Source organism: Hymenobacter miniatus (assembly GCF_016427455.1).
Taxonomy (GTDB): domain Bacteria; phylum Bacteroidota; class Bacteroidia; order Cytophagales; family Hymenobacteraceae; genus Hymenobacter; species Hymenobacter armeniacus.
Window position 1 is genome coordinate 12,854 of the sequence record NZ_JAELXR010000010.1, and the last position, 19,417, is coordinate 32,270.

General features: G+C 62.3%; 19 protein-coding genes. 12 read left to right on the forward strand and 7 right to left on the reverse strand.

The window, feature by feature from the left end:
• Positions 1 to 36 precede the first annotated feature (36 nt).
• Entirely contained in the window at positions 37 to 1,446 is a 1,410-nt protein-coding gene (locus JAO73_RS15795; RefSeq protein ID WP_198978115.1) for a DEAD/DEAH box helicase, read from the forward strand.
• 87 nt (positions 1,447 to 1,533) lie between these two features.
• On the opposite strand, the gene JAO73_RS15800 is transcribed toward JAO73_RS15795, so the two are convergent.
• Both JAO73_RS15800 and upp read right to left on the reverse strand, forming a co-directional pair.
• A complete protein-coding gene (locus tag JAO73_RS15800; RefSeq protein ID WP_198978116.1) occupies positions 1,534 to 1,986 on the reverse strand; it encodes a small multi-drug export protein in 453 nt (150 codons plus the stop codon).
• Positions 1,987 to 2,107: 121 nt separating this feature from the next.
• Positions 2,108 to 2,824 (reverse strand): uracil phosphoribosyltransferase, encoded by a 717-nt coding sequence (gene upp / locus JAO73_RS15805; RefSeq protein ID WP_198978117.1) that lies wholly within the window; start codon positions 2,822 to 2,824, stop codon positions 2,108 to 2,110.
• Positions 2,825 to 3,082: 258 nt separating this feature from the next.
• Here upp and JAO73_RS15810 point away from each other — a divergent pair, with 258 nt between their 5' ends.
• The 6 genes from JAO73_RS15810 (at position 3,083) to JAO73_RS15835 (ending at position 10,687) form a co-directional block, all read left to right on the forward strand.
• Entirely contained in the window at positions 3,083 to 4,963 is a 1,881-nt protein-coding gene (locus JAO73_RS15810; protein WP_198978118.1) for a capsule assembly Wzi family protein, read from the forward strand.
• A 6-nt stretch (positions 4,964 to 4,969) separates the two neighbouring features.
• Entirely contained in the window at positions 4,970 to 6,814 is a 1,845-nt protein-coding gene (locus tag JAO73_RS15815; protein ID WP_198978119.1) for an ABC transporter ATP-binding protein, read from the forward strand.
• A gap of 105 nt (positions 6,815 to 6,919) precedes the next feature.
• Entirely contained in the window at positions 6,920 to 7,426 is a 507-nt protein-coding gene (locus tag JAO73_RS15820) for a hypothetical protein (RefSeq protein WP_198978120.1), read from the forward strand.
• 16 nt (positions 7,427 to 7,442) lie between these two features.
• A complete protein-coding gene (gene lpcA / locus JAO73_RS15825) occupies positions 7,443 to 8,030 on the forward strand; it encodes a D-sedoheptulose 7-phosphate isomerase (RefSeq protein WP_198978121.1) in 588 nt (195 codons plus the stop codon).
• A gap of 80 nt (positions 8,031 to 8,110) precedes the next feature.
• Positions 8,111 to 9,646, forward strand: a complete 1,536-nt coding sequence (locus tag JAO73_RS15830; protein ID WP_198978122.1) for a YifB family Mg chelatase-like AAA ATPase — start codon at positions 8,111 to 8,113, stop codon at positions 9,644 to 9,646.
• A gap of 6 nt (positions 9,647 to 9,652) precedes the next feature.
• Positions 9,653 to 10,687, forward strand: coding sequence for a quinone-dependent dihydroorotate dehydrogenase (locus JAO73_RS15835; RefSeq protein ID WP_198978123.1), 1,035 nt, complete (start codon positions 9,653 to 9,655; stop codon positions 10,685 to 10,687).
• Here the strand turns inward: JAO73_RS15835 and JAO73_RS15840 are convergent.
• Positions 10,629 to 11,315: a DUF2306 domain-containing protein gene (locus JAO73_RS15840; RefSeq protein ID WP_198978124.1), complete on the reverse strand. Its 687-nt coding sequence runs from the start codon at positions 11,313 to 11,315 to the stop codon at positions 10,629 to 10,631. The genes JAO73_RS15835 and JAO73_RS15840 overlap by 59 nt on opposite strands.
• 127 nt (positions 11,316 to 11,442) lie before the next feature.
• Positions 11,443 to 12,567, reverse strand: a complete 1,125-nt coding sequence (locus JAO73_RS15845; RefSeq protein WP_198978125.1) for an acyloxyacyl hydrolase — start codon at positions 12,565 to 12,567, stop codon at positions 11,443 to 11,445.
• Between the two features lie 179 nt (positions 12,568 to 12,746).
• On the opposite strand from JAO73_RS15845, the gene JAO73_RS15850 reads away from it, so the two are divergent.
• The 5 genes from JAO73_RS15850 to JAO73_RS15870 all read left to right on the forward strand — a co-directional run bounded on the left by JAO73_RS15850 (position 12,747) and on the right by JAO73_RS15870 (position 16,490).
• Positions 12,747 to 13,337: a porin family protein gene (locus JAO73_RS15850; protein ID WP_198978126.1), complete on the forward strand. Its 591-nt coding sequence runs from the start codon at positions 12,747 to 12,749 to the stop codon at positions 13,335 to 13,337.
• Between the two features lie 167 nt (positions 13,338 to 13,504).
• On the forward strand, positions 13,505 to 14,086 hold the full coding sequence (locus JAO73_RS15855; RefSeq protein ID WP_198978127.1) for a porin family protein: 582 nt from the start codon (positions 13,505 to 13,507) through the stop codon (positions 14,084 to 14,086).
• A 121-nt stretch (positions 14,087 to 14,207) separates the two neighbouring features.
• Positions 14,208 to 14,990, forward strand: coding sequence for a porin family protein (locus JAO73_RS15860; RefSeq protein ID WP_198978128.1), 783 nt, complete (start codon positions 14,208 to 14,210; stop codon positions 14,988 to 14,990).
• Between the two features lie 181 nt (positions 14,991 to 15,171).
• Positions 15,172 to 15,753 (forward strand): porin family protein, encoded by a 582-nt coding sequence (locus tag JAO73_RS15865; RefSeq protein WP_198978129.1) that lies wholly within the window; start codon positions 15,172 to 15,174, stop codon positions 15,751 to 15,753.
• A 143-nt stretch (positions 15,754 to 15,896) separates the two neighbouring features.
• A complete protein-coding gene (locus JAO73_RS15870; RefSeq protein WP_198978130.1) occupies positions 15,897 to 16,490 on the forward strand; it encodes a porin family protein in 594 nt (197 codons plus the stop codon).
• Positions 16,491 to 16,559: 69 nt separating this feature from the next.
• Here the strand turns inward: JAO73_RS15870 and JAO73_RS15875 are convergent, their stop codons facing one another.
• The 3 genes from JAO73_RS15875 to JAO73_RS15885 form a co-directional block, all read right to left on the reverse strand.
• Entirely contained in the window at positions 16,560 to 17,924 is a 1,365-nt protein-coding gene (locus JAO73_RS15875; protein ID WP_198978131.1) for a dipeptidase, read from the reverse strand.
• A 62-nt stretch (positions 17,925 to 17,986) separates the two neighbouring features.
• The gene (locus tag JAO73_RS15880) at positions 17,987 to 18,742 is read right to left on the reverse strand and encodes a hypothetical protein (protein ID WP_198978132.1); all 756 of its coding nucleotides are present in this window, start codon (positions 18,740 to 18,742) and stop codon (positions 17,987 to 17,989) included.
• Positions 18,743 to 18,807: 65 nt separating this feature from the next.
• Positions 18,808 to 19,389, reverse strand: coding sequence for a hypothetical protein (locus tag JAO73_RS15885; protein WP_198978133.1), 582 nt, complete (start codon positions 19,387 to 19,389; stop codon positions 18,808 to 18,810).
• Positions 19,390 to 19,417: the final 28 nt, after the last annotated feature.

Consider the following 19,417-nt stretch of genomic DNA (forward strand, 5'->3'; position numbering starts at 1 on the left):
AAGGAAAACGCGCCACAAAAGCCCGACCTTTGCGGAATGGAACCCAACACTGCCCCGTCGTTCAACGATTTCAAGCTCAACAAACAATTGCTCTCGGCCGTGGCCGACGCTGGCTTCACCGAGCCCACGCCGGTGCAGCAGCAAACCATTCCGCTGCTGCTGGCGGGGCACGACGTGCTGGGCATTGCCCAAACCGGCACCGGCAAAACGGCCGCCTTCGGCCTGCCGCTGCTGATGAAGGTGAAATACGCCCAGGGCACCAACCCGCGGGCGCTGGTGCTGGCGCCCACGCGCGAGCTGGCCATGCAGATTGAGACCCATCTGAAGGCGCTGGCGGTGAATACCGACCTGCGCATTTTCGCCATTTACGGCGGCTTGGGGCCTAAAACGCAAATTGAAACCATTGCCCAGGGCCTCGATGTGCTGGTGGCCACGCCGGGCCGCCTGCTGGAAATTTACCTGAAAGGCGCCGTGCGGCTCACCGACCTGAAAACCTTCGTTATGGACGAGGCCGACAAGATGATGGACATGGGCTTCATGCCCCAGATTCGGCGCATTCTGGAAATTATTCCGCGCAAGCGGCAAAATGCGCTGTTCTCGGCCACCATGCCGGAGCGCGTGACCACGCTGAGCGAGGAATTCCTGGAATTTCCGGTGCGGGTGGAGGTGAGCCCGCCGGCCAAAACAGCCTCCACGGTGAGCCAGGTGCTGTACGAGGCGCCCAACCTGCTCACCAAAATCAACCTGCTGCACTACCTGCTGCACCGCGACGCCGAAACCATGACGCGGGTGCTGCTTTTCTGCCGCACCAAAGAGCACGCCGACCAAGTGGCCCACTTCCTGGAGCGCAAGGCGCCGGCCGGCGAGGTGCGCGTGATTCACGGCAACAAAGGCCAGAACGCCCGCATCAACAGCATGGACGCGTTTCGGGCCGGCGAGGTGCGCTACATGGTGGCCACCGACGTGGCCGCGCGCGGCATCGACGTGCCGCAGGTGACGCACGTCATCAACTTCGACGTGCCCATCGTGCACGACGACTACGTGCACCGCATCGGGCGCACGGGCCGGGCGCAGCACATCGGGGCGGCCATCACCTTCGCCAACGAGGCCGAAATGGTGCACATTGGCGAAATCGAGCAGCTCATCAACCAGCAGATTGAGCTACTGCCCCTGCCCGAGGAAGTGAAGGTAGAGGAAACGCCTTTTGAGGAAAAGCAGAAGATGGGCCGCGAGCTCGACGACCGCCGCAAAAAGCTGGACCCCGAGTTTAAGGGCGCTTTCCACGAGCGCAAAGAATGGATTAAGCCCGGCGTGACCATCGACAAGCGTACGGGCAAGCCCTTCGTGGAAGGCCAGAAAAAGAGCCGCAAGGGCGCCAAAGCCTTTGTGGGCAAGAAAGGCGGCTCGAACCCCGGCCTGAAGGCGCTGAAGCGGCGCGGGCGGTAAAGGAGTCAAGTTAATAAAAACCAGAACGTCATGCTTCTGCTGCGCTCAGCATGAAGTTCTTTCTTTCTCAATTGTCAATTCAGCCAGCTACTTGCCGTGGTGGAACAGGTGCCCGAAGTGCATGCTGGCGAAGGTGAGGGCCGAGCCCCAGAACACCGCGCTTAAAAACATGTGCAGCAGGATGCGCTGCCGCGGCACGCCCAGCAGCGTGGCGATGACCGTGCCGCCGATGGGCGACAGCAAAATGGGCGTGAGGAAGGCAATGCCGCCCATGCCAAACTTGCGGAACACCTTGATGATGTTGCGCGAGCGTTTGGTGAAAATGGGCTCGCGGCGCAGGCGTCGCTGCTTCTGCCGGTGTTGCATCCAGGCGCGGCCCACGCCGGAGAAGATGAACACGCTGGTCATCATGCCGGCCACGGTGAGGGCCAGCGTGGGCCAGAAGTGCAGCCCCATGGAAGTGCCGGCCAACGGGCCGCCCAAAAACTTCACCGTGCTCAACAAGAACACGGACGCGCATTTAACGGCGGGATGAAGCACGGGATGACGAAAGGCAGGCGGTGGAAGGGGCAACAAACGCGGGGTGGGCGCGTGGCAAAGATACCCATTTCGAAGAGCCGGGGTTCAAAAGCGTGGAAAGGATTTTGAACCCCGGCCGCCGCTACAGCTTGCTGCCGTAGCTCAGGTCGCCGGCGTCGCCGAGGCCGGGCACGATGTAGGCCTGCTCGTTCAGGCCTTCGTCGATGGCGGCCACCCAGAGGTTGGCTTCGGGTATTTCGCGGGCCACGTAGGCCAGGCCTTGGGGCGAGGCAATGACGGCCGCGATGTGCACTTGGCGCGGCGTGCCGAAGCGCAGCATGGCCCGGTACGTTTGCACGAGGCTTTTGCCGGTGGCCAGCATGGGGTCGGCCAGGATGAGGACCCGCTCGTCGAGGCTGGGGGCCGAGAGGTAGTCGACCTGCACCTGCACCTGGGCTGTGCCTTCGATACGGTAGGCGGCCACGAAGGCGCTGGGCGACTGGTCGAAATAATTCAGAAAGCCTTGGTGAAACGGCAGGCCGGCGCGCAGCACGGTGGCCAGGATGGGAAAATCGTGCAGGAGTTTGCCGCGGGTTTCGGCCAGTGGTGTCTGGATAGTCTGCTCGGTGTAGCTGAGGTGGGCGCTGATGCGGTAGGCAATGATTTCGCCCAGGCGCTGCAGGTTGCGGCGGAAGCGCAGGCTGTCCTTCTGCACCTCTTTGTCGCGCAGCTCGGCCAGGAAGTGGTTGGCAATGCTGGGCTCGGCGCACACCACGTGGATGTTGGCCTGCGCCTCGGTGGCGGCGGTACCCTGAAGGTCGGCGGGGCTGGCGGAAGTGGAAAGCGGGGATGTGGCCATGCGAAGAAGAATTGGGGAATGACGCTGGGAGACAGAGCCCGGCCGGGCCCCGAAGTTGGCACAAAAAGCGGCGGCGGGCAAGAAACCGCTGCCTAATTCGTCTTACGGCCGAGCACGTGTTGGGTGGCGCGAACCGGGCTGCCGCACAGGACCCTTCGCCCTTGCCAACGCCTTGCTGCGTAGGTTTGTTAAGAAATTACCGCCAGTGGCCAGTGTGTGGCCCCGCCGTTCCGCTTATCAGGCGTCCTATCTCTATTTATGCATAAATCTCTGCTGCTGTGCGCCGGATTGGCGCTATTGGCGGGCCCCGTGGCGGCCCAAACCGACCCCACTCCTCCGGCGCCGGCGCCCGCCTCCACCCCGGAAGCCAAATCGCCGTGGCTGGTGTTCGACCAGCCCGTGCCGCCCGTTGATACCCCGCCGGCGAAGGCCAGCAAAACCACCCAGGGCGCCAACTACGTGCCCCTGGACGTGAATACCTACCGGCTGATTGACCGGTACGCCATCAAGTTCGGGCCCGACTCGCTGAACGACCCGCACACCAGCGTGCGCCCCTACACGCGCGCCGCGGTGGCCCGGCTGGGCGAGCGTATGCTGTACGGCGACAGCGTCACGCGCTCGGGCGGCAGCCTCTCGCGCGCCGACCGTTTCAACGCCCAATACCTGCTGAAAGACAACTGGGCCAACAGCGCACGCGGCGCGGCCAGCAACCAAAGCCCGCAGCCGTTCCTCACGTACTTCTACCGTAATCAAACCGACCTCTACCACGTCGAGACCGAAGATTTTACGCTGCGCGTGAACCCGGTGCTGCTGCTCGAAGCCGGCAAGGACAGCGAGCTAAGCGGCCTGCGCTACGTGAACACCCGCGGCGTGCAGCTGGAAGGCACCATCGACCAGAAGCTAGGCTTCTACACCTTCCTAGCCGACAACCAGGAAGCCGTGCCGGGCTACGTGCAAACGCGCATTCAGCGCGACAACATTGTGCCGCACGAGGGCTTCTGGAAGTTTTATAAGAACAAGCCCGACCAGTACGACTTCTTCACGGCGCGGGGCGGCATCACCTACGCGGCCAGCAAGCACATCAACCTGCAACTGGCCCACGACCGCAACTTCATCGGCAACGGCTACCGCTCGCTCATTCTCTCCGACTACAGCACGCCGTATTTCTTCCTGAAAATCAACACGCGGGTTTGGAAATTTAATTACCAGAACCTGTTTGCCGAGCTCACGGCCCAGAAAGAGCAGGACGACCAAGTGTATCCCAAAAAGTACATGGCGCTGCACCACCTCAGCTTCGACGTGACGCCGAACTTCAACATCGGCGTGTTTGAGAGTACCATTCTGGGAGGGCGCGGCGTGGACAGCACCATCGTGAACGGCCGAATTGTGCGCCAGCGCAAAGGCTTTGAGCTGCAATACCTGAACCCCGTCATCTTCTACCGCGCGGTGGAACAGCAGGTGGGCTCGGCCGACAACGCCATTCTGGGCCTGGATTTCAAATGGAACATTGCGCACACGGCCCAACTCTACGGCCAGCTGGTGCTCGATGAGTTCAAAATCAGCGAAGTACGCGCCGGCAATGGCTGGTGGGGCAACAAGCAGGCTTTCCAGCTGGGCGGCAAGTACATCGACGTGGCCGGCCTGCGCAACCTCGACCTGCAGGTGGAGTTCAACTACGTGCGGCCCTACACCTATCAGCACGAAGACATGTACACCAGCTACCAGCACTACCAGCAGCCCCTCGCCCACCCCATGGGCGCCAACCTGGCCGAAATTCTGGGCGTGCTCAGCTACCAGCCGCTTCCCCGCCTCATGCTGGTGGGCAAAGCCTTTTACTCGGAGCAGGGATTGGACTTCATTAACGGGGACGTGACCGGCGGCAACTACGGCGGCAACGTGCTCAAATCCTACAACACCCGCGTGAGCGAATACGGCAACAAAACCGCCCAGGGCAACAAAAGTCGCCTGCTGCACGCCGATTTCACGGCCACGTACCAGCCCCGCCTCAACCTGTTTCTCGACGCCAAGCTCATTGCGCGCCACCAGACTTACTCGCTCACGCCCGACCTGAACGGTAACGAAGTGTATGCCTCTTTGGCCCTGCGCTGGAACATCGCGCAGCGCCTGCACGAATTTTAACAGGGTATGAAAACCTATTTGCGCATCCTGCAGTACGCGCGGCCGCTGATGTCTTTTCTGCCGCAGTATTTGCTCTACACGGTGCTGACCATCTTTTTCAGCATCGGCAACTTCACGCTGATTATTCCGCTGCTGAAAGTCCTGTTCGACAAAACGGACAAGGTGCCGCTGAAAGCGCCCGAATACTTGCCGCGCTTCAAGCCCACTATTCAGTGGGTCACGGACACGTTCAACTACTATTTCGCCGATGTGCTGACCACGCACGGCAAGATGGGGGCGCTGGCCTTTGTGTGCGGCGTGGTGGTGGCGTCGGTGCTCTTCAGCAACGTGTTTCGCTACCTGAGCCTGCGGCTGCTGGCCAAAGTGCGGGCCCGCGTCATCCGGAACCTGCGGCGCGACTTGTACCACCGCATCATTGGCTTGCAGCTGGGCTTCTTTTCGGGCGAGCGGAAGGGCGACTTGATGTCGCGCTTCACGGCCGACGTGCAGGAGGTGGAAACCTCGGTGGTGAACACCTTCACGGCCGTCATCAAGGAGCCGCTCACCATTGTGGCGTATTTCCTGGTGCTGTTTCACATCTCGGTGCCGCTCACGCTGTTCACGCTGGTGTTGCTGCCCATTTCCGGCGGCATCATTGCCACCATTGCCAAGCGGCTGCGCACCCAGGCCAAGCAAAGCCAGAAAACGCTGGGCACCATGCTGTCGGTGATTGACGAGACGCTGGGCGGCATCCGGGTTATCAAGGCCTTCAATGCCCAGGAATACATCAAGGGCAAGTTTGAAGAGGAAAACGACCAGTACGCCCGCACCTCGCGCAGCATCGACAACACCCGGGACTTGGCCTCGCCGTTTTCGGAGTTTGCGGGCGTGAGCGTGGTGGCCGGGCTGCTGTACTTCGGCGGCACGCTGATTTTGGGCGGGCAGTCGACGCTCGATGGCGAAACGTTTATCGGCTACGTCATCCTGTTTTCGCAGGTGCTCACGCCGGCCAAGGCCTTGTCCAGCTCCTTCGGCAACATCCAGCGCGGGCTGGTGGCCGGCGAGCGGGTGCTGAGCATCATCGACACGGAGCCAGCCATTCGCGACCGGCCCGACGCCGCGGTGCTGCCGCCCTTCGAGCGCGAAATCGAGTTCCACCACCTGAGCTTCAGCTACGGCGAAACGCCGGTGCTCCACGACATCAACCTGACCATCAAAAAAGGCCAGACGGTGGCCCTGGTGGGCGGCAGCGGCGGCGGCAAAAGCACGCTGGCCGACCTGCTGCCCCGCTTCTACGACCCCAGCGCGGGCCAGATTCTGATTGACGGCCACGACCTGCGCGCCTGCACGCTGCATTCGGTGCGCGACCAGATGGGCATCGTGACGCAGGAAAGCATCCTGTTCAACGACACCATTTTCAACAACATCCGCTTCAACACCGCCGCCACCGAGGCCGAGGTAATGGAAGCCGCCCGCATTGCCAACGCGCACGAATTCATTCAGGCCAGCCCCGAGGGCTACCAGACGGTGATTGGCGACCGGGGCTCGCGCCTTTCGGGCGGGCAGCGGCAGCGCCTGAGCATTGCGCGCGCCATCCTGCGCAACCCGCCCATTCTCATTCTCGACGAAGCCACTTCGGCCCTCGACACCGAAAGCGAGAAGCTGGTGCAGGAAGCTCTGCAGCGGCTGATGCAAAACCGCACCTCGCTCGTCATTGCTCACCGCCTGAGCACGGTGCAGCACGCCGACGAAATCGTGGTGCTGCAGCACGGCCGCATCGTGGAGCGCGGCACCCACGACGAGCTTATCCGGCGCGAGGGCGGCGTGTATCAGCGCCTGAGCTCGATGCAAACCAACGCGGCCCTGGTGTAGCCAGCGCGAAAGCCCGGCGTGCCGTTCTGGTTGTTTTCGCGTACAAGGCCAAAACCCGGCGTCCCGGAAAACCCTATCTTTCGCCTTAAACCAACCTTTTTCGCCATGCTCGCCCTCAAACGCATTGTTACCGTTGCCGTAATGGTTTACCTCTTGCTGGCGGTGTTGTTCGTTCTTGCCCCCGCCGTGCGCACGTCCGTGATGGGCATGGGCAGCGGCCTGTCGGCCCTGGAGCAGGAGCGCAGTTTCTATTACACCCTGTTTCTGATTGGGGCCGGCCTGCTGGCCCTGCACCTCATCACCGAAAACCTGGACAGCGTGCTGCTGCGCCGCTCGGTGAGCCAGCACGAAAACAAAATCAACGAGCTGAAAGCCAAGCTCTACGACCAGCAGCAGCGCGCCGTGCCGCCCGTGGGCGTGCCCAGCGCCCGCACCATCGACGGCCGGGTGAACACCGAGCACACCACCGTGCACCCCACCCAAAGCCAGGCCGCCGGCACCGCGAGCCTGACCGAAAACCGCACTTCCGACCACCTGCCCCAGCCCACCTTCCCGCAGAGCGACCCCAGCCTGACCAACACGCCTCCCGCCGAGCGCCCGCCGCTGGCCTAACCCCGAATACCTCCCCGTGCCCGATTCCGTTCTCTCCGACCTCATTCACGCCGAGCTCAGCGAGGCCCGCGCCGTGCTCGACCAGTTTCTGGCCGAGCCGGAAAACCTGGCCCGCATCGCCGCCGCCGCTGACGTCTTTGCCACCAGCCTGCGCCAGGGCGGCAAAGCCCTCACCTGCGGCAACGGCGGCAGCCTCTGCGACGCCCAGCACTTCGCCGAAGAGCTTTCGGGCCGCTACCGCAACGACCGCCGCGCCCTGGCCGCCATCGCCCTCACCGAAGCCTCGCACATGACCTGCGTGGCGAACGACTACGGTTTCGAGTTTGTGTTCAGCCGCTTTGTGCAGGCCCTGGGCCGGCCCGGCGACGTGCTGTTGGCCATCAGCACCAGCGGCAACTCGCCTAACATCCTGCGCGCGGCCGAGGCCGCCAAAGAGGCCGGCATGCAAGTGGTTTCGCTCACGGGCAAGGACGGCGGCCGGCTGGCCGGTCTTAGCGACGTGGAGATTCGTGTGCCGCACTTTGGGTATGCCGACCGCATTCAGGAGGTTCACATCAAAGTGATTCACATCCTGATTCTGCTGATTGAGAAGCTGGTGCTGTAGGACATTAGGCATGAAGTAGTAGGTTTGTAAGACGCATCTTTTTCAGCTTCTAAAGGCTAGACTCTTACTTTACCTCTACCATGCTTACCAAAACCTTCGGCTCGGCCGTGCAGGGTGTGAACGCCTACACCATCATCATTGAGGTGGTGGTTTCGGCCGGCACGGGGTTCAACGTGGTGGGCCTGCCCGACAACGCCATCAAGGAGAGCCAGCAGCGCATTGAGGCGGCGCTAAAGTTTCGCGGCTACCGCATGCCACGCACCAAAACCGTGGTGAACATGGCGCCGGCCGACATCCGCAAGGAAGGCGCGGCGTATGACCTGCCCATCGCGCTGGGCATTCTGCACGCCTCGCAGCAGCTGAACACGGAGCGCCTGCCGGAGTACATCATCATGGGCGAAATGGCGCTCGATGGCGAGCTGCGGCCCATCAAGGGCGTACTGCCCATTGCCATTCAGGCGCGGAAAGAAGGGTTTAAGGGCATCGTTCTGCCCAAAGAAAACGCGGAAGAGGCGGCTATTGTGAATAACCTCGACGTGATTTCGGTGGGCAGCATGCAGGAGGCCATCGACTTCTTCGAGGGCCGGCTTGACATCTCGCCTACGAAGGTGGACACGCGCGACCTGTTCCAGCACTCGGTGAACAAATACACGGCCGACTTTGCCGACGTGCAGGGCCAGGAAAACATCAAGCGGGCGCTGGAAATAGCGGCCGCCGGCGGCCACAACGTCATCATGATAGGCCCGCCCGGCGCCGGCAAAACCATGCTGGCCAAGCGCCTGCCCAGCATTTTGCCGCCCCTGAGCATGCAGGAAGCGCTGGAAACCACCAAAATCCACTCGGTGGCGGGCAAGCTGGGCGGCGGGGGCCTGCTGAGCACGCGGCCGTTTCGGAGCCCGCACCACACCATTTCAGACGTGGCACTGGTGGGCGGGGGCGGCAATCCCCAGCCCGGCGAAATCTCGCTGGCGCACAACGGCGTGCTGTTTCTGGACGAGTTACCCGAATTCAAGCGGACGGTGCTGGAGGTGATGCGCCAGCCGCTGGAAGAGCGCCGCGTCACCATTTCGCGCGCCAAGGTCAGCATTGAGTTTCCGGCCAATTTCATGCTCATAGCCAGCATGAACCCGTGCCCCTGCGGCTACTACAACCACCCCGAGAAGGAGTGCGTGTGCGGCCCCGGCGTGGTGCAGAAGTACCTAAACAAAGTATCCGGCCCGCTGCTCGACCGCATTGACCTGCACGTGGAAGTGACGCCCGTGACCTTCGACCAGATGACGGAAACCCGCAAGGCCGAAACCAGCGCCGACATTCAGCCGCGCGTCGACAAGGCCCGCGCGGTGCAGGAAACGCGCTTTGCCGACTACGGGGACATTCACTCCAACGCCATGATGCCGCCGCAGATGGTGAAGGACATTTGCGCCATTAGCGAGGAGGGCCGCACGCTGCTCAAAACGGCCATGGAGCGCCTCGGCCTCTCGGCCCGGGCCTACGACCGGATTCTGAAAGTGGCCCGCACCATTGCCGACCTCGCCGGCACCGACGACATTCACATTCAACACCTGGCCGAAGCCATTCAGTACCGGAGCCTCGACCGCGAAGGCTGGGCCGGATAAATTGCCATGTACAAAGCGCTGGTCAAACCCCTCCTCTTCAATCTCGACGCCGAGCGCGCCCACCACCTGGTTTTCGACAACCTGCGCCGCGCGGCCCGCGTGCCGGGCACTCAGGCCTTGTTGCGGGGGCTCTACGATTTTCAGCACCCCAGTTTAGCCCGCGAGGTGTTTGGGCTGAAATTCCCCAACCCGGTGGGCCTGGCGGCGGGCTTCGATAAAAACGCGGCCCTCACCGACGAGCTGGCCACGCTGGGCTTTGGCTTCGTGGAAATCGGGACGGTGACGCCGCGGCCGCAGCCCGGCAACCCGCAGCCCCGCCTGTTCCGGCTGCCGCAGGACGAGGCCCTCATCAACCGCATGGGCTTCAACAACGAAGGGGCCGCGGCCGTGGCCGCGCGGCTGGCTCGGCGCCGCAACCGGCAGCTCATCATCGGGGGCAACATTGGCAAGAACAAGGACACGCCCAACGAGCGCGCGGCAGAAGACTACGTGGCCTGCTTCGACGCCCTAGCGGAACTCGTCGATTATTTCGTGGTCAACGTGTCGTCGCCGAACACGCCCAACCTGCGCCAGCTGCAGGAAAAAAAGCCCCTGATTGAGCTGCTGCAGCAAGTGCAGGCCCGCAACCAGCGCCGCCCCGCGCCGCGCCCGCTGCTGCTGAAAATTGCGCCCGACCTCACCGACTCACAGCTGGACGACATTCTGGAAATAGCCCGCGAAACGCAGCTGAGCGGCGTGGTGGCCACCAACACCACCATCAGCCGCGACCAGCTGCACACCGACGGGCACTACGTGGCCTCGCTGGGGGCGGGGGGCCTGAGCGGGCGGCCGCTGCGGGCGCGGGCGACGGAAGTCATTCGCTACCTACACCAACAATCTGACGGGGCGCTGCCCATTGTCGGGGCGGGCGGCATCCACTCGGCGGCCGATGCCCAGGAAAAGCTGGCGGCGGGGGCCTCGCTCATCCAGCTCTACACCGGCTTCATTTACGAAGGGCCGGCGCTGGTGAGCCGGATAAACCGGAGCTTGGTGCCAGCTTGACCTTCTGCGCGCTCACGCGCCGCTGCCACCACGCAATGACTGGCACCCCCAGCAAGGTGGGCCAGAGAAAGTTGTACGGAAAGGGAATAAAGCGCAGGCTGGTGACGGAAAAGGCCGACACGGCCGCGATGTAGGAAGCCAGGAAGCCCGAAATGTGGTTGCGCAGCCACTGGATTTTGGTCCAGTGCCCGGCGTTGGCGTAGCCGCGCAGCTGCCGCGCGGCCGTCATGGCGCCTATGCCGCCAAACACGCCCACCGGAATGTTGCGGGCCACGAACGCATACCCCACCGTGCCCACGAACACCAGCAGGCCCACGCCGGCCACGGCCCAGTCGAACGGGGCCACTTTGGCGTCCCAGGCCAGGTGCTTGAGGTAGAGCGAGCGGTAGCCAAAAAACGCCATGTAGAGGCTAAACACCGCCGTGAGCAGCAAAAACAGGCTGTGAATGCGCTGGGCGCCCACCAGCGCCGTGATGCCAGCCACCGCCATGGCCCAGAAGAACACCCGCCCCCACCGGCGGTGGGCCGCGCCGCCCTTGCGCACGGCCAGCGCCACGGGCGCCACAAAAAAGCCAATAAACCCCGCCGTGATGTGCAGGTAGCGGTTGACCAGAAAGAAGGTGTCCATGGCAGTCGGCGCGGGCAATGATTCACCGCGGCCGAAAGATGGCAGGTGCTTCCTTCTGTACCTCAAAAAAACACTCCCAACTGTCCGATTCAACTACCGAAACGCCTTGCCCTGCAGATAAACTGCTTTACAGCTTTGCCCCCACTTTGAACTCTATCACGTCGGCGGCGCCGCGGTGAATCTTGAGGTCGATGGCACCGAACAGCAGGTTGGTGAAGTGGTACTTCAGGCCCAGGCGTTCGTAGTAGGGCGTGCTCGATTTGTAGGGCGCGTACACGTAGAAGCCCAGGTGCGAGTCGAACGCCAGGCGGCCGAACAGCAGCTCGTGGCCGATAAACACGCCTGCCTTTTTCACGTCGGGCTGTTTGAGGCCGGCGCGGGTGGTATCGTCGAGGGTGGCTTTCAGGCTGCGGTCGTTGAAGCCCTCCACGCCCAGCAGCAGGTTGGACTTGCGGTTCATGCGGCGGCCCACGGCCAGCGTCACCGAGTTCACGAGGTACTTCTGCTTGTCGCCTTCGGTGCGCTGCTTGAAGCCCAGGCTGGTGCTCACGTTGTAGAACATGTGGCCCACGTCTTCGGGCGCCGGCGCGTAGGGGTTCACCTGCACGGGGTGGCGCTGCTCGTGGTAGTTCAGCCCCAGCACCACCGAAGGCAGGTTCACGCCGAAGTTGGGCTTGGTGGTGGCGCCGTTGGAAAAGTGGTTCAGCCCCAGGCCGGCCAGCAGCGCCAGATGGGGCGTGAGGGCGTAGTCGTACTCAAACCGGAATTGCAGCGTGGCGTTGAGGGCCGAGCTGGCAATGGTGTTTTTGTGGTTGGTTTCCTGGTTGTAGGGGTTGGTGAGGTAAGCCAGCCCGGTGCCCAACCGGAAACTAAAATCGTGCTTCTCGCCCCGCGAAAACGACTTACTGATGTAGGGGCTGGCCGCAAAGGCGTAGCCCAGCACGGGGTTGTGAAAGTCGTAGTACGTGAGGGCCAAACCCACCTTCGGAAACTTGTACCAGCCGTGCCAGGGCGCGGCGCCGGTGGTTTGGCGCTGCAGGTTGATTTCGAACCCCGTGGGATGCGACGCCACCAAGTGCCGAATGGCGTAAGTGTGCGCCATGATGATGCTGCCCTGCGCGTAGGCCCCCACCACCAGCGGCATGCGCGGGGCTTCGGCCGGGGCGGCGGGCGCATCCTGCGCGTGCGCACCAAAGCCGCTCAGGCATAGGAAAACCGCCTGCTTCCAGCGGCGCAGGCATGGAGATGACAAAACCATAACACACGGTTGAAGCTCAAAAATAGCACCCCGCAGCACTCCACGGCCGAAAAGGCACAAAACGTACAGAATTTTGGCAACCTCTGGTCGCCGGCAACGGTATACGGCTCGGTTTACGGCTTACGTACGCCGCCTTTTCTCCCATTCCTTATTATCACTATCCCTTTGCCCTTATGAAAAAGCTCGCGCTTTCTCTTGCACTGCTGGCCGGTACCGCCGCTGCCGCCAACGCCCAGTCTACTCGCTTCGGCCTCAAAGCCGGCGTAAACTACACCACCTTCTCCGGCGATGGCGTAGAAGACGCCAAGTATAAGTTCGGCGCCGTGGGCGGCGTGGCCGCCAACTTCGGCTTCTCCGAGTCCCTGTCGCTCCAAACCGAGTTGCTCTACTCGCAGAAGGGCACCGAAATCAAAAACAGCGACTACAAATTCAAGCTCAACTACATCGAGCTGCCCATCATGTTCCGCTACACGCTGGCCGATGGCAATGGTCCCTTCCTGCAGGCCGGTCCGCAAATTGGCTACCTGGCCAAGGTGAAGCTCTCGGACGGTGACGGCAACGAAATCAAACTCGACAACGACGCCTACCAGAACATCGCCCTGGGCTACGTGGCCGCCGTGGGCTACCAGCTCGAGTCGGGCCTCAGCATTGAAGGCCGCTTCAACGGCGACATCAACAGCGTGGGCAAAGACAACGACGTGAACGACCAGCAGCGCAACCGGGTATTCTCGGTGCAGCTGGGCTACCTGTTCGGCGGCAAATAATTTCGCCTGCTTTTTTAGAAAAGGCCCGGTGTCCATGTGGACGCCGGGCCTTTTCTTTGCATAAGGAAACTAATGATGAAATTAATATAATTTGCTATTTCAATGAAGTTTCCCCGTAGCTTTGCGCCGCATTTTTAATTTCATTCTCACTTTTTTTCTCAGCAACAATGAAAAAAGTTATCCTTTCCCTGGCCCTGGTAGCCGGTATTTCTGCCACGGCTTCGGCTCAGGCTTCGTTCGGCGTGAAGGCCGGCGCTTCGCTCACCACCCTGGGTGGCCCCGATGCTTCGGGCTTCTCCAACAAGGTGGGCCTCAACGCTGGCGTGCTGGCCAACTTGGCCTTCGGCGATGCACTTTCGCTGCAGCCCGAAGTGCTGTTCTCGATGAAAGGCGCAGCTGATTCGGACAATTCGAAATACAAAATCAACCTCAACTACATCGACGTGCCGGTGATGCTGCAGTACAACGCCGACGGCCTGTTCTTCGAAGCTGGCCCGCAGGTGGGCTTCCTGGCCTCGGCCAAAGCCACCGACGGCACCAACGACGTGGACGTGAAAGACGGCCTGAACACCGTGGACTTCGGCTACGCCGTGGGCCTGGGCTACAAGCTCGAAACCGGTCCGATGATTGGCCTGCGCTACAACGGCGGCATCACCAGCATCGACAAAGAAGAAAGCGGCTCCACCGCAGCCAAGATTCGCAACAACGCGTTCCAGCTGTACGTGGGCTTCATGTTCGGCGGCAAATAAGCTTCCCGAAGCTCAACAGTGAAAACCCCGGCTTTGCGTGCAAGGCCGGGGTTTTTTGTGCCCTGCAAACGCCCTTGCCGTAGCTTCGTGACTTCATCAATACTTTCTCCTTTTCAACTTCATGAAATATACCCTTCTACCCCTGCTGCTGCTGCTGGGCGCTGGTTCAGCCGCGCAGGCCCAGAGCGGCCCCCGGTTTGGTCTGAAAGCAGGCGCCAACCTGGCCAGCTACACCGGCACCGACAACACGGCCACGACCAACAAATTCGGCCTCAACGCCGGCCTCACCCTCAACCTTGAGCTCACCGACCAGCTTTCGGTACAGCCGGAAGTGCTGTTTTCGCAGAAGGGCACCAAACTGAGCTACAACGAAGACAACAGCGACGTAACGGTGTTTCTGACCAACGGCAACGCCTTCGGCCGCAAGGGCTCGGGCACGTACAGCCAAACGCTGAACTACCTCGACGTGCCGGTGCTGCTGCGCTACAACGTGGGCCCGAGCGACGGCGCCGGTTTTTTCTTGGAAGCCGGCCCGCAGGTGAGCTTTCTGCTCTCGCAGCGCGGCGAGGTGAGCGGCGACAAAGCCACCGTGGTGCTGGCTGGCCCCACCCGCAACGACATCAACTCGCCCCGCACCAAACTGCCGTGCTTCACGGTCGACAACACCACCGCCGACATGAACACGACGACGTTTGGCTACGTGCTGGGCGTGGGCTACCGCTTCAGCAACGCGCTGAGCCTGAGCGCGCGCTACACCGGCGATTTCAGCCAGGCCTACAAGAGCGGCGAAGGCAAGGCCGAAGTCCTCAAGCCCTACCGCGACCCCAGCGTCAAGTTTACAAACCCAGAAGTGCGCAACTCGGCGTTTCAGGTGCAGGTGGGCTACGTGCTCAACGGCAACTAAGCCCCGCTTCGATTCTCCGTTTTGGCCCGGTGCTGCTTGCAGTGCCGGGCTTTTTTGTGCCCGTCGGCCGGCCCAAGGCGCGGCGCCCACAACCCTGGCAATGGGCGGCGAGTATACGGCACACGTGCACATAACTCACACATAATCAACTTCATCCAATCTTCATCTTTCCCCTTTCGTCATGAAAAAATGTCTCGTTACCCTTGCCCTGCTGGTGGGCGCTCTGGGGGCCGCCCGGGCGCAGCAGGCCACGTCCATTGGCCTCACCGTGGCGTATGGCCGCGACCGATTGCTGAGCAACAGCCAGTACACGTCGGTGAGCCACTCGGCCTACCAGGCCGGCCTTACGGCCAACGTGGGCCTCAGCGACAACTGGTCGTTTCACCCGGAGGTGCTGTACACGATGCGCTATTTCGACACCGCAAACGACGAAAACCTGAACCGCGACGTGAATTCCATCGACGTGCCGCTGCTGGCCCGCTACCGCGTGGGCGGGCTGTTTCTGGAGGCGGGCCCACAAGTTGGCTTCCCCATCAAGGCGGTGAATGAAGACGCGCAAAACGTGAAAAGCGAGCTGAACAGCGTGGTGCTGAACTACGTGGCGGGCGTGGGCTACCGCTTTGGGCAGGGCCCCTCGCTGGGCGTGCGCTACGACGGCGGGGCCTCCAACACCTTCAAGAAAGACGCGTCGACGGTGCTGGGCTCGGGCAGGTTTAAGTCGAGCACCGTGTGGCTGGTGTTGGCCTACTCGTTTGGCGGCTAAGTCCAAAACCGTGGGCCGCGGCGGTTACGAAAGCTCGGTTTCTATACCAGAAGCCGGGCTTTTGGCGTTAGCAGGTGGGCGGCGGAGGGCGCAGTGCGGAGCCCGGGCGTAGCTTTGCGACTCCTATCCATTCAGCAGAACTCATGAAGAAAATTGTTTCTACCCTGGCCCTGGTGGCCGGCCTGGCGGGTGCGGCGCAGGCCCAAAGCAACGTGTCGCTGGGCCTGAAGGCGGGCCCGTCGTACGCTTCGTATGTGGGCAAAGACACCGGCAACTTGGACGGTCTGTTCGGCTTCCACGCCGGCGCGTTTGCCAACATTGGCCTCAGTAGCCTCTTCGCGTTCCAGCCGGAAGTCATTTATTCGCAGAAGGGCACCAAGTACAAGGACGTGAGCGACGCCCGCACGCGGGTTTCCTACCTCGACGTGCCGTTGTCGTTTCACGTGAACGCCGACGGGCTGTTTTTTGAGGCCGGCCCGCAGGTGGGCTTCCTGCTCTCGGCCAAAAATGAGTTCGGCAACGTGAGCACCGACGTGAAAGACCAGCTCAACAGCGTCGACTTCGGCTACCTCGTGGGCCTGGGCTACCAGCGCAAAACCGGTCCCGGCATTGGCCTGCGCTACAACGGCGGGCTGACCAACCTGCCCAAGGAGGTGACGGTGGGCACCACCACGGTCCAGAACCGCGTCCGCAACAGCGTTTTCCAGCTGTACCTGACCTACTCGTTCGGAGGCTAACAGCGCGGTCATTTCAACGAAAAAGCCCGGCATCTGCGCAGATGCCGGGCTTTTTCGTTGGGAGGAATGTTACTGCGCCGCCGCGTAGTTGCGGTAGAAGTGCGGGATGGTTTCGATGCCCTTCAGGAAGTTGAACACCCCGAAATGCTCGTTGGGCGAGTGGATGGCATCGGAATCGAGCCCGAAGCCGAGCAGCACGGTGTCGAGGCCCAGCTCCGACTTGAACATGGCCACGATGGGAATTGAGCCGCCGCCGCGCGTGGGCACCGGGCGCTTGCCGAAGGTGGTTTCCATGGCGTCGGCGGCGGCGCGGTAGGCCACCGAGTTGGTGGGCGTCACCACGGGCTCGCCGCCGTGGTGGGGGCGCACCTCCACGGTCACGCCCTGGGGCGCGATGCTTTCGAAGTGCTTCCGGAACTTCTCGGTGATTTCGGCCGAGGTCTGGTGGGGCACCAGGCGCATGGAAATTTTGGCGTGGGCCTGCGAGGCGATGACGGTTTTGGCGCCCTCGCCGGTGTAGCCGCCCCAGATGCCGTTCACGTCGAGCGTGGGCCGGATGCTGGTGCGCTCCATGCTGCTGTAGCCCTTTTCGCCGTAGCTATCGGGCAGGCCGATGCTTTGCTTGAACTCCTCCTCCGAGAACGGTGCCTTGGCCATTTCGGCGCGCTCGTCGGCGCTCAGCTCGTCCACGTTGTCGTAGAAGCCGGGGATGGTGATGTGGCCGTTTTCGTCGTGCAGGCTGGCAATCATGGCGCACAGGGCGTTGATGGGGTTTTGCACGGCGCCGCCGTAGAGGCCGGAGTGCAGGTCGCGGTTGGGGCCGGTCACGGTCACTTCGTGGTAGCTCAGGCCGCGCAGGCCCACCTCGATGCTGGGCACGTCGTTGGCCAGAATGCCGGTGTCGGAAATGAGAATGACGTCGGCCTTGAGCTTTTCCTTGTTGGCTTTCACGAAGATTTCAAGGTTGTTGGAGCCGATTTCCTCCTCGCCCTCAAACATGAACTTGATGTTGCAGGGCACGCCGCCCTGGCCGTCGCGCATCATCATCTCGAAGGCTTTCACGTGCATGTATACCTGGCCTTTGTCGTCGCAGGCGCCGCGGGCGTAGATTTTCTCGTCCTTAATCACCGGCTCGAAGGGCGGCGAGGTCCACAGCTCGTAGGGGTCGGCGGGCTGCACGTCGTAGTGGCCGTACACCAGCACCGTTTTGGCGCCGGGGTTTGCCAGGTATTCGCCGTACACAATCGGATTGCCGGCCGTGGGGCAGATTTCTACATTTTGCACGCCGGCTTCTTCGAGGCGGGTTTTCAGGTAATCGGCGGCCCGCAGCACGTCGTCGTGAAACTTGGGGTCGGCCGACACGGACGGAATCCGGAGCCAGTCCATGAGCTCGTTGAGGAAGCGGGTTTGGTTATCGGCGAGGTACGTGGCCATGCGGGGCAAGAGTTAGGGGGTTGGGAATGCGGCGGTAAAAGTAACGGACGCCGAGCGCCCCACTAAAACGCCTTCTGGTAGAAATGTTCTTTGTCGAGCAGGGCGCCGATGGTTTGCACGGCGGCACGCATATCGGCCACGGACAGGCCCGTGTGGCCGGCCACGGTGCCATCGGACAGCACCTGCAGGGCCTTGCTTGCCTGAAAGTCCTCGGCGGTGGCGTTGCTGGCGCAGCTGCTCAAGCCTTGCTTCTCGGCTTCGGCGAAGCCGGCCAAGTCGAAGCGGTTGAGGTAGAGCACTACCTCCTGGCCCTGGTGGAAGTCAGGACTCTCGGCCACGTGCAGCCGCAAGGTGCCAACGGGCCCGTTCGCGGTTTTCACGCTGATGGTTGCGGAGCTAAGCTGGCCCTGCCACACTTCCATCACCTTGATTTTGTAGGTGGTATGAAAGCACGCACGGTGGCTGGAATCGCCCACTTCCTCGGTCACCACGCCGCGCACCACCCAGTCGGCAAACAGGGTCTGCTCGCGGTAGCCATACGACCCGTCGATGAGGATGCGGCGGTCCATCTGCAGCAGGTCAACTCCTTCGCGCCGCAGGGCCTTGGTTTTGGTCACGTCGAGGCGGTTGCGGTAGAAGAAGGTGGGCCGCGAGGTGTAGCCTTGTTTCTGAGCCGCCGCCAGGAAGCCGGCCTGGTGCCGGGCCGCTTCCGCTTCGGTGCGGAACGGCCCCACGGGCGCGGTTTGGGCCCGTAGCGCGACGTGGGTGGCAGCGGCCGTCAGGCAGGCGGCTAGTAGCAAGCAGGTTTGTGGTCGCATCCGGGATGGTTGTGGAGAGAGGATGCCGTAGTGATGCCGCGGCCGGCACTCGTGCACACGCAGGGCTACTGTTTCGCGTCCAGCACCCACGCTTGTATCATCTTCTCGCCTACTCGCCAAGCCGCGGGCCAGTCGGCTTCCGGCGCCTCAAACGTGAGCAGGTAGAGGGTGTCGGTTTTGGCGTTGGCCAGGGCCAGTTGGTACACGATGTGGGTAGCGGCCTCGGGCGGTGCCTCGCGGTAGCGCACCGTACGCTTGTAAAACGCGCCTTCTACCGTGGCATTCTTATCTAACTGGGTTTGGCCCGGGCCGAAGCCGGCACGCATCATCAGCAACTCGGCGTAATCGGCGGCGGGGCGACCGGTTTTGGCTTTGGCCTTGCGCACCACCTGCAACGAGAGTCCTTCCTGAAACTCGTCGTTTTCGCCGGTTTCTTCGGGCGTTAGGTAGTACGTGGGGGCGCCCTTTTCGCCCGTCACTTTATAGTACCAACCCGTTGGCAACGGCATTGCGGCCTTGATTTCGGGCAGCACCTGCCAGGTCCAGCCCGTCGGCGCCGGGCCCAGCGGCTCGTTGTATTTCTGCGCGGCAGCGGGCCACACAACGCACGACATGACCAGGGCAAACGCTACCAGAAAACGGGACATAGCTTAAAACTAACGGTGTCGACGGCGA

Excerpts from the sequence above, each read along its gene's own strand:
- JAO73_RS15850 (WP_198978126.1), top strand. The coding sequence starts at position 12,747 with ATGAAAAAGCTCGCGCTTTCTCTTGCACTGCTGGCCGGTACCGCCGCT.
- JAO73_RS15855 (WP_198978127.1), top strand. The coding sequence starts at position 13,505 with ATGAAAAAAGTTATCCTTTCCCTGGCCCTGGTAGCCGGTATTTCTGCC.
- JAO73_RS15870 (WP_198978130.1), top strand. The coding sequence starts at position 15,897 with ATGAAGAAAATTGTTTCTACCCTGGCCCTGGTGGCCGGCCTGGCGGGT.
- JAO73_RS15835 (WP_198978123.1), top strand. The coding sequence starts at position 9,653 with ATGTACAAAGCGCTGGTCAAACCCCTCCTCTTCAATCTCGACGCCGAG.
- JAO73_RS15815 (WP_198978119.1), top strand. The coding sequence starts at position 4,970 with ATGAAAACCTATTTGCGCATCCTGCAGTACGCGCGGCCGCTGATGTCT.
- JAO73_RS15795 (WP_198978115.1), top strand. The coding sequence starts at position 37 with ATGGAACCCAACACTGCCCCGTCGTTCAACGATTTCAAGCTCAACAAA.
- JAO73_RS15875 (WP_198978131.1), bottom strand. The coding sequence starts at position 17,924 with ATGGCCACGTACCTCGCCGATAACCAAACCCGCTTCCTCAACGAGCTC.
- JAO73_RS15865 (WP_198978129.1), top strand. The coding sequence starts at position 15,172 with ATGAAAAAATGTCTCGTTACCCTTGCCCTGCTGGTGGGCGCTCTGGGG.
- JAO73_RS15830 (WP_198978122.1), top strand. The coding sequence starts at position 8,111 with ATGCTTACCAAAACCTTCGGCTCGGCCGTGCAGGGTGTGAACGCCTAC.
- JAO73_RS15810 (WP_198978118.1), top strand. The coding sequence starts at position 3,083 with ATGCATAAATCTCTGCTGCTGTGCGCCGGATTGGCGCTATTGGCGGGC.
- JAO73_RS15885 (WP_198978133.1), bottom strand. The coding sequence starts at position 19,389 with ATGTCCCGTTTTCTGGTAGCGTTTGCCCTGGTCATGTCGTGCGTTGTG.
- JAO73_RS15860 (WP_198978128.1), top strand. The coding sequence starts at position 14,208 with ATGAAATATACCCTTCTACCCCTGCTGCTGCTGCTGGGCGCTGGTTCA.
- JAO73_RS15880 (WP_198978132.1), bottom strand. The coding sequence starts at position 18,742 with ATGCGACCACAAACCTGCTTGCTACTAGCCGCCTGCCTGACGGCCGCT.
- JAO73_RS15840 (WP_198978124.1), bottom strand. The coding sequence starts at position 11,315 with ATGGACACCTTCTTTCTGGTCAACCGCTACCTGCACATCACGGCGGGG.
- upp (WP_198978117.1), bottom strand. The coding sequence starts at position 2,824 with ATGGCCACATCCCCGCTTTCCACTTCCGCCAGCCCCGCCGACCTTCAG.
- JAO73_RS15820 (WP_198978120.1), top strand. The coding sequence starts at position 6,920 with ATGCTCGCCCTCAAACGCATTGTTACCGTTGCCGTAATGGTTTACCTC.